The sequence below is a fragment of the Frankia sp. CoWAU3 genome, assembly GCF_977971855.1.
On record NZ_CDWWXB010000122.1, the window covers coordinates 4,628 to 10,528 of the forward strand.

The 5,901-nt window shown below is 71.7% G+C and carries 5 protein-coding genes; 2 read left to right on the plus strand and 3 right to left on the minus strand.

Going from position 1 to position 5,901, the window contains the following annotated elements; all coding sequences use genetic code 11:
• Window positions 1–119: 119 nt before the first annotated feature.
• Both AC08ON_RS11865 and AC08ON_RS11870 read right to left on the minus strand, forming a co-directional pair.
• A complete protein-coding gene (locus tag AC08ON_RS11865) occupies window positions 120–542 on the minus strand; it encodes a rhodanese-like domain-containing protein (protein ID WP_011435922.1) in 423 nt (140 codons plus the stop codon).
• The gene (locus tag AC08ON_RS11870) at window positions 539–1,225 is read right to left on the minus strand and encodes a cysteine dioxygenase (RefSeq protein WP_476616963.1); all 687 of its coding nucleotides are present in this window, start codon (window positions 1,223–1,225) and stop codon (window positions 539–541) included. Before AC08ON_RS11870 ends, AC08ON_RS11865 begins: the two co-directional genes overlap by 4 nt.
• Window positions 1,226–1,953: 728 nt before the next feature.
• Between AC08ON_RS11870 and AC08ON_RS11875 the strand changes: the two genes are divergently transcribed.
• On the plus strand, window positions 1,954–3,693 hold the full coding sequence (locus AC08ON_RS11875; protein ID WP_476616964.1) for a GAF domain-containing sensor histidine kinase: 1,740 nt from the start codon (window positions 1,954–1,956) through the stop codon (window positions 3,691–3,693).
• 58 nt (window positions 3,694–3,751) lie between these two features.
• On the opposite strand, the gene AC08ON_RS11880 is transcribed toward AC08ON_RS11875, so the two are convergent.
• A complete protein-coding gene (locus tag AC08ON_RS11880) occupies window positions 3,752–4,447 on the minus strand; it encodes a response regulator (RefSeq protein ID WP_476608377.1) in 696 nt (231 codons plus the stop codon).
• A gap of 553 nt (window positions 4,448–5,000) precedes the next feature.
• Here AC08ON_RS11880 and AC08ON_RS11885 point away from each other — a divergent pair.
• Window positions 5,001–5,819 carry a hypothetical protein gene (locus AC08ON_RS11885; RefSeq protein ID WP_476608378.1) on the plus strand — a complete coding sequence of 273 codons (819 nt, stop codon included), beginning with the start codon at window positions 5,001–5,003 and terminating at the stop codon, window positions 5,817–5,819.
• The last annotated feature ends 82 nt before the right edge of the window (window positions 5,820–5,901 follow it).

Here is a 5,901-nt window from a genome sequence, read left to right on the forward strand (position 1 = left end):
CGATGACGTGGCCGGCACGACCGGGATCCCCCGGGGGACCCCGGGTAGACCCCCTGGGTAAACCCGCCGGCCCGGTCGAAGCCGGTCGGGGCCTCGGCCGGGCCGGCGGGTCGCGGCGGTCAGCGGGCCGGGCAGGTGGGGAGTCCGGTCGCCGCCCAGCCGTGGAATCCGCCGATCACGTCGGTGGCGCGCCACAGGCCGAGCTGTCGCAACGAGTCGGCTGCGAGGCTGGAGGTGTAACCCTCTGAGCAGATCACGATGACCTGCAGATCGTCCCCCGTCGCCAGTGGCAGGCACGCGTCGCTGGTGGGGTCGAACCGCCATTCGAGGACGTTGCGCTCCACGATGACGGCGCCGGGGATCTCCCCCTCCGCGGCGCGTTGCGCCGCGGGTCGGATGTCGACCAGCACCGCGTCGCCGTTCTCGGCCAGGGCACGCGCGGCCTGCGCCGGTTCGAGTCGGTGCAGCCGGGACCGGGCCGCCGCGAGCATCGCGTCAATCCGGCTCGGTGGCGTGGCTGTGGCGTGCTCGGTTGCCGTCATGCGCCGCTCCCGGCCACCGCGTGGGTCGGAGCCCAGCGGTCGCCCCTGCCCGCCTCCATCGGCGCGGTGGCCGCGCCGATGGTGACGGCCGGGCCCAGGACCGTCGCGGCTGCTGCGGCCGCGGGTGGGATCTCGACGGCACGCGGATCCTCTGCCCGGCCGCCATCGGCCGGCGCCGGCGCGAACCGCATCGACAGTTCCGGTGGGGAGTAGGCGTGGATCGTCGTCGCGACCTGCCGGCCGCGGTTGGCGACCCGGTGGATGTGGGTCGGGTCGAAGCCGACCACGGCCCCGGTCCCGTGCCGGTGCATCTGGGAGCTGGTCCAGCTCCGGTCGTACTGGTCCTCCTCCACGAAACCCTCGGCGACCGTCAGCGCCCCCAGCGCGCCGCCGTGATCGTGTACCTCCGTCTGCTGCCCCGGATACCAGCCGATCAGCCACACCTCCACGGTCGCGGAGAGCAGCAGCCGGGTGTACCACCGGCGGTCGGGACGGTGACGGATGACGGGACGCCAGACCTCGGGTGTCGCCGCGAGCGCGGCGGTCAGTTCGCACAGGGTCACCAGGTCGATGAGGCCCGGCTCATCGCTCAGGCACGAGGCCGGCACGAAGGGGTCGGCGAGGAGGGTGGGGTCGGCGATGCGGGTGGGGTCGGCGATGAGGACCGGGTGGAGGAGGGGCACGGGTCACTCCCAAGGCGCGGGTGATGCCGGGACGCGGGTGGTGCCGGTGGCGTTCGCCGGCACACTGCCGGACACGGCCGGGCGGGGAGAAGCGGTGCCGCGCGCGAGACTGAGGCGCCAGGTCACCGCGTCGAATGAGCACGATGGTGATGTCCTGCCGGCGTTGGCCCGCCGCGACGCAGGCACGGAGCGCGACGGCGCGGAGCGGTGGAGATCACGGTGCGAACGGGCTGAGCGTGGCGTCGCGCGGCCGACGGATCGTCGGGGCGGGGCGACGGAACTGCCAGCTGGACCAGCCGATCAGCCAGCCAGGGACGGCAGGCGACGAGCCACCGGCGCCGCCGGTGGCGCCGCGGGAGGATGACGCTGGCTCAGGCCCGCCCGGTACACGCCGCGCTGACGACCCGGCTCAGATCCGTCACACGGTCGCGGTGCAGGAAGAGGTGGGGCACTGCCATGAACGACACTCTACGTTGGAGGTAGCCCGGCGCGTTATGGCCTCCCGAGACCCGGCCGGTGCCCGTCATGGCGTTCCGCCCGCTGCTCCACGGAGTGGGTGTTTGCCGGATATCCTGCATGGCAGGCAATCCTTCCGCCTGGGCAGGCGCCCGCGTCACCCTGCTGGAGCGAGGGACCGGAAATGAGGTGCCACGCGCGGTGGTTTTCGTCGAATTCCGTCGATACCCGGACGAAGGTTCGGTCATTGCCCTGGACCAGGGCCTGGGCCGATGAGCGGACCCGTCCCCGATGTCGATCGCGCGCGGCTCGAACAGCTTCTGATCCAGCTCTCCGAGCAGGTGAACGAAGTGGCGTCCGTGCAGACCCGGATGCGTGGCCTACTCGACGCGGTCGTCGACGTGGCCCGGGAACTGAGCCTGCCGGTCACCCTGCGCCGGATCGCGCAGGCCGCCTGCCAGCTCGTGGGGGCCAAGTACGGCGCCCTCGGGGTGATCGGCGACGACGGGGAGATCTCGGAGCTTATCCACGTGGGCTTCCCTGACGAGGTGCCCACCATGATCGGCAGGCTTCCCGAGGGGCGCGGCCTGATCGGGGAGAGTCTGCGCCACCCGCGGCCGTTGCGGGTGGCCGACGTCGCCCATCATCCCGTCGCGATCGGGTTTCCCAGCGGGCACCCGCGGTTCGACACCTTCCTCAACGTCCCGATCATGGTGCGGGGCGCGGCGTTCGGAACGCTGTTCCTCGGCGCGAAGCGCGGCGGCGGCGAGTTCACCCAGGAGGACGAGGACCTGGCGTGCGCGTTGGCGGCCGCGGTCGGTTTCGCGATCGAGAACGCGCGGCTGTACGAGGAGACCAGGCGCCGGCAGGCCTGGCTCTCGGCCAGCGCGGAGATCACGACCGCGCTGCTGTCGGTTGCGGAGCCCGAGAAGGCGCTCGACCTCGTGGCCCGGCGGGCCCGTCAGGCGACTGCGGCCCGGCTCGCCGCGATCCTCGTCCCCGACGAGGTCGGCCTGGTGGTCGGGGTTGTCGACGGGGAGGGGGACGACGACCTGCGGGGCAGGGTCTTCGCCGACAACCGCCGCCTGAACGAGGCCATGCGCACCGGCCGGGCCGTGCTCGTGCCCGTCGACTCCCCGGGCGGTCCGCTGTTCGGCGCGGACCATGCCGACCTCCCGGTGAAGGTCGGCATGGTGGTGCCGCTGATGGCGGGTGGCCGGGCGCTGGGCATCCTTGTCCTCGGCTCGGGTGGGCGTTCGGCCTCCTTCGGTGGTCTGGACCTGGAGATGGCCGCGGCTTTCGCCGGGCAGGCCGCGCTCACCCTCGAACTGGCCCGGGTGCACCGCGACCGGGAGCGTCTGGCTGTCTTCGAGGAACGGGACCGCATCGCTCGGGACCTGCACGATGTCGTGATCCAGCGGTTGTTCGCCACCGGTCTGCACCTGCAGAGCCTCGCCCGGGCCGTGGACAGCCGGGCGGCCGAGCGGCTGGACGCCGCCGCCGGCGAGCTTGACCAGACCATCTCCGACATCCGTCAGACGATCTTCTCGTTGACCTCCAACGCTGCTGAGGAGACCGATCTGCGCGCCGAGATCCAAGCGGTCATCGCCCAGGCCGAACGGGCCCTGGGGATCACCCCGACGGTCCGGCTGGACGGACCGATCGACCGCGGGGTCCCCGCGGCCATCCGCCCGCACATGCTCGCGGCGCTGCGCGAGGCGTTGTCCAACATCGCCCGCCACGCGCGGGCCTCCCGGATCCACGTGTTGCTGCGGGTCACCGACGCCGACCTCCTGGTCGAGGTGCGCGACGACGGCCGCGGCCCTGGCAAGGCCTCGCGCAGCAGCGGGCTGGCCAACCTGCGGCACCGTGCGCTCGACCTCGGCGGCCGGATGGAGTTCGGCCCGGGAGCGGGCGGCGTCGGCACCACCATGACCTGGCAGGTTCCAGTGATCGCGCCGTTGCTCGAGCTTCGCGTGCACTCCGGCGAGGGACGGGGCGTCCTCGGTTAGCGGGTGCGGCGGGGCTGCGGGAACCCCGGGCCTCAAGAGCCTCAAGAGCCTCAGGGGTTCAGGGGTTCAGCCTGGTGGCGAACACCGCGGCCTGGGTCCGGCTCTCCAGCCCGAGCTTGGACAGCATGCTGGAGACGTAGTTCTTCACGGTCTTCTCGGCGAGGAACATCCGGCTGGCGATCTGGCGGTTGGTGAGCCCCTCCGCGATCAGCCGGAGGATGCGCCGCTCCTGGTCGGTGAGCCCGGAGAGCCGTTCGTCCTCGGCCGGTCCCTCCCGCAGCCGCACCAGGACCCGGGGCGTCACCGCGGGATCGAGCAGGGACTTGCCCGCCGCCACCTGGCGCACCGCGTCCACGAGGGCGGTTCCCCGGATCTGCTTGAGAACGTAGCCGGCCGCGCCCGCCATGATCGCTGTGAAGAGCGCCTCCTCGTCGTCGAACGAGGTCAGGATGAGGCAGGCGATCCGTGGATCGCTCGACCGGACCTGCCGGCAGACCTCGATACCGCTGCCGTCCTCCAGGCGTGCGTCCAGCACCGCGACGTGGGGCTGGAGAGCCAGGATCCGGGCGACCGCCTCATCGGCCCGCCCGGCCTCCCCGACCACCTCCACATCGGGTTCGTCGGTGAGGAGATCCCGCAGCCCGCGACGCACCACCTCGTGGTCGTCGAGAAGAAACACCCGGATGGTTCCGGTGATCGACGCAGGCCCCGGTACGTCACCGACTCCGGAACCGTCCGCCAGTTCGTCTGACACCGTTGACTCCGCCCGACCCTGACGCCGTAGAAGACCGTCGCTGTTGTCACCTGCAGCAAGAAGAATATAACGCTCGCTGTTGGAGGCGGTGATCGCGACCGCACGGAAGCGGTGTCGTGCGTCTCGGCGGATGCCATTCGGCGAACCCGTGAACGCCGGTTCCGGCCTCATCTGAAAAGGGTAGGTCCGGGTGTGGCGCCCGCCGAAGTCCGGCGAGGTGTAATCGAGCGACTTCATGATGTGATTACGCTAGGTCGCGATTGGCGTGCCGACGGCGGATGCAGAGTCGTCCGCGAGCCCGGAGGTTTCGTCTGCTCCCCGGCGCGGCGCTGCGGCCCGTTGGTCGTAGCAGGGGAACCTCGATCGGGGCCGTCCAGTGTTTGTATCGTATGTCCGCCATGTGGCAAAAAGCACCCCGCTGCGTAGCGCATCCGATCCGTCCGTCAAGATGCAGTTCTCGCCCTCAGGTGCCGGCGCCATTCTCCGGGGTCGGCCGATCATGGGCGTCTTCGGCACAGCGGCAGACAGAGATCGAAGGAAAGGACGTGCGGTCGTGCGATGGGGTAGGGGCGACGTGGCGACCACCACGGTCGCGGCGAGGATCGCGACGCTTCTGACGGAGCAGGCCGGCGGCGAGGCGTTCACGGATCCGCGGCTCGCCGCGGCGGCCAGCCGTTCCTGGACGCTGACGGAGACGATCGACTCCGCCGGGTCCGTTACCTGTCGGGTGACCACGGCCGTCGTCGCGGCCGTTGTCGCGGGCGCCACCGCGACGGCCTCCGAGGTCCCCGTGGTGACGGGACCGCAGCCGGATCCGACCCTGTCGTACGAGCAGCTCGTTCGCTACCGTGACGCCCTGCTCGCCGCGGACTTCGCCGTTCAGGAGGTCTTCGAGGACTGGCGGACGGTTGCTCTCGACGTGTGGGTCGCGGAGGAGGCGGAGGATACCGCTCCGGCCGACCTGCCCGAGGCGACCGGTGAGGCTGTCGAGGCCGGTGAGGCTGTCGAGGCCGGTGAGGCTGTCGAGGCCGCCTTCTCGACCGCCGTGGACTCGCAGCTGGCCGTGGACTTGCAGCCCGCGCAGGTCGCCTCGACAACCGGGGAACAGCCCGTCAGGCCCGCAGCGGAGGCGGAGGCCGAGGACGAGGACGCGCCGGTCGTGACGGGTAGCCGGAAGCGGCCCGGCCGGAGGTCGGCCGACGCAGGCCGTCCGCGAGCCCGGCGCGGTCTGTTGCGACGTCGTGTTCCTGCCGGGAAAGCCGTGGCCGTGGCATCCGCGGCCGACACGGGCGGCTGCGACGCCGCCGTCGCGGCCGAGGCTGCCGACTCCACCACCCCCGACTCCATCGTCGGCGGGTCGTCGGCGTCCTGATGCCGGACCGCTGGAGTCCTGACCGCCGGAGTGCCTGACCGCCGGGCGGACCTTCGCGGCTTCGGGACTACTCGACGGTCGT